Origin of the sequence: Streptomyces sp., assembly GCF_035563135.1 — a bacterium.
GTDB lineage: Bacteria > Actinomycetota > Actinomycetes > Streptomycetales > Streptomycetaceae > Streptomyces.
The window spans coordinates 1-2859 of sequence record NZ_DATMVN010000792.1; the positions used below are offsets into that span (position 1 = coordinate 1).

The 2859-nt window shown below is 68.6% G+C and carries 3 protein-coding genes; 2 read left to right on the forward strand and 1 reads right to left on the reverse strand.

The window, feature by feature from the left end:
* The coding region (locus VN520_RS35230) for a Gfo/Idh/MocA family oxidoreductase (protein WP_325751022.1) at positions 1 to 630 on the reverse strand (630 nt) is incomplete at its 3' end.
* Positions 631 to 1045: 415 nt separating this feature from the next.
* Between VN520_RS35230 and VN520_RS35235 the strand changes: the two genes are divergently transcribed.
* Positions 1046 to 2008, forward strand: coding sequence for a sugar ABC transporter permease (locus VN520_RS35235; protein WP_325751023.1), 963 nt, complete (start codon positions 1046 to 1048; stop codon positions 2006 to 2008).
* A partial coding sequence (locus VN520_RS35240) for a carbohydrate ABC transporter permease (protein ID WP_325751024.1) occupies positions 1998 to 2859 on the forward strand: 862 nt, incomplete at its 3' end. The genes VN520_RS35235 and VN520_RS35240, both read left to right, overlap by 11 nt.

The following is a 2859-nucleotide window of genomic DNA, read 5'->3' on the forward strand; positions in this document are numbered from 1 at the left end:
CGGGCCGGTCGCCCCGGCGACCGCGAGTGCCGTGGCGACGGCGTGCGCGAAGGGGTTGGTGAGCGCGCCGTCGACGACCGGCACGCCGTCCATCGTGCGCCGGCCGGCCCACGCGGCGCGTCCGTAGTAGCTGGCGTCCCGGGTCCAGGCGCAGGCACCCCCGATGCCGCGGACGTCGCCGATCGCGCCGTCCGCCAGCAGGGACCGGACCCGCCCGATCGCCTCGGACCCGAGGCTCTGGAAGCCGATCTGGCAGGCCATCCCGGAGGCGTCGACGCCGGCGACGAGGTGGTGGAACTCGGCCAGGGTCGGAGCGGGGGGCTTCTCCAGCAGCACGGCACTGCCCGCCTCCACGGCCCCCAGTGCCAGCTGGGTGTGGGTGTGGATCGGCGTGCAGACGATCGTGGCGTCGGGCGCCGTCGCGGCGATCAGGTCGGGGAGCGAGGCCGACACCGGCACGTCCCCCGCGAGCTCCCGCAGCTCGCCGTCGAGGGGGCGCTGGTCGCAGACGCCGACCAGGCGCACCCCCGTGGAGCCGGCCAGCCGGCGGAGGTTCTGCAGGTGCCACCGGCCGTGACCGTGGGCGCCGACGAGCACGACGCGACCGGTCAGCTGGGACGTCTCCGACACGAGTTCCCCCGATCCTGCCGACGGCGTCCGGAAGGGCCGCCGGGTCGGACTGCAGCGTAGCCAGCGGCTCCCGTCTTGGAAAGTGCTTGCCCAGGAGCTGCGACGCGGCCGCGGACGCGGTGACCGAACGATGGACGCGAACGCCCAGCTCATCGCGGGGTTGTGCCGCTCCGGACGAGACGTCGGCGGGCGCACCGGTCGTCCATCGGGAGGTCGCCGTTGACCGGGATGTGAGAAAGCGCTTACCCTACTGTGACCAGGGACACGCGCCACGCCGTTCCGCGAGAGGGCGTTGACACTGCTCCGGACACCCGCTAGAAAGCGCTTACCGCGTTGTGAGGCAGCGCACAGAGCCCCATCCCGAGCTCCATCCCGGACCGATCCCACGCGAGCCCCCCGAGAGAGGTGAGAGCCCGTGCCGTCCACGCTCGACGTCGAGCCACGCACGCGTCCCGAGGACGCGGCCGCGGCCGGCGGGCGACCCCGCGCCGCAAGGAAGAAGCGCTCCTGGGGCGGAGTGACGCCCTACCTCTTCCTGGCCCCGTGGTTCGCCGGCCTGCTGTTCATCACGGCGGGGCCGATCGTGGCCTCCGCCTACCTGTCCTTCACCGACTACAGCCTCATCGGCGCGCCGGAGTGGACGGGGCTGGAGAACTACCAGCGGATGCTGGACGACCCGCGCTTCTACCAGTCCCTGAAGGTCACCTTCGTCTACGTGCTGGTGTCGGTCCCGTTGCAGCTGGCCTTCGCCCTGTTCCTGGCGATGGTGCTCGACCGCGGGCTGCGCGGCCTGGCCCTCTACCGCTCGATCTTCTACCTGCCGTCCCTGCTGGGTGGCAGCGTCGCCATCGCGATCCTCTGGCGGCAGATCTTCGGCTCCGAGGGCCTGCTGAACGGGGTGCTGCAGTTCCTCGGTGTGGAGAACCCGCCCGGGTGGGTCTCGGACCCGGACTACGCGCTGGGCACGCTGATCATCCTGAACGTCTGGACGTTCGGTGCGCCGATGGTCATCTTCCTGGCCGGTCTCCGGCAGATCCCGACCATGTACTACGAGGCGGCGTCCCTGGACGGGGCCGGCAAGGTGCGCCAGTTCTTCGCGGTCACCCTGCCGCTGCTCTCGCCGATCATCTTCTTCAACCTGGTCCTGCAGATCATCAATGCCTTCCAGACCTTCACCCAGGCGTTCATCGTCAGCGGGGGCACGGGTGGTCCGGCCGATTCCACGCTGTTCTACACGCTGTACCTGTACCAGCGCGGGTTCGGCAACTTCGACATGGGCTACGCGTCAGCTCTCGCGTGGGTCCTCCTCCTCATCGTCGGCGGCCTGACGGCCGTCAACTTCATCGCCTCGAAGTATTGGGTGTTCTATGGCGACTGACCTGTCCGTGGCCGAACCCGTCGCCGGTACGGCCGCCCTGCCACCACGCAGGGAGAAGAGGCGGCCCCGTTATCTCGCGCACCTGGGGCTCATCGCATTCGCAGCGCTCATGCTGTACCCGCTGCTGTGGATGGTCTCGAGCTCGTTCAAGTTCACCGAGGACATCTTCAGCCAGACGGGCCTGATCCCCTCGCGGGTCACCGGCCAGAACTACCCGGACGGCTGGACGGCGCTCCCCGAGGACTTCGGTCACTACATCTGGAACTCCGTGGTGATCGTGGGCGGCTCGATCATCGGTAACCTGCTCGCCTGTTCGCTGGCGGCCTACGCGTTCGCCCGACTGGAGTTCCGGTTCAAGAAGTTCTGGTTCGCCGTCATGCTCGGCACGATGATGCTGCCGATCCACGTGGTGATCGTGCCGCAGTACATCATGTTCTCGGAGATCGGCTGGATCAACACCTACTGGCCGTTGATCGTGCCGAAACTGCTCGCCACCGACGGGTTCTTCGTCTTCCTGATGGTGCAGTTCATCCGTGGTATCCCGACCGAACTCGACGAGGCGGCGCGCATCGACGGGTGTGGCCACTTCGCCATCTTCTGGCGGATCATCCTGCCGCTGTCGGTGCCGGCCCTGGCGACCACCGCGATCTTCACCTTCATCTGGACCTGGAACGACTTCTTCAGCCAGCTGATCTTCCTGACCGACCCGGAGATGTACACCGTCCCGGTCGCCCTGCGGACCTTCGTCGACGCGACCAGCCAGACGCCGTGGGGTCCCGTCTTCGCCATGTCGATCGTCGCGCTGGCGCCGGTCTTCGGCTTCTTCCTCGCGGGCCAGCGCTACCTGGTCC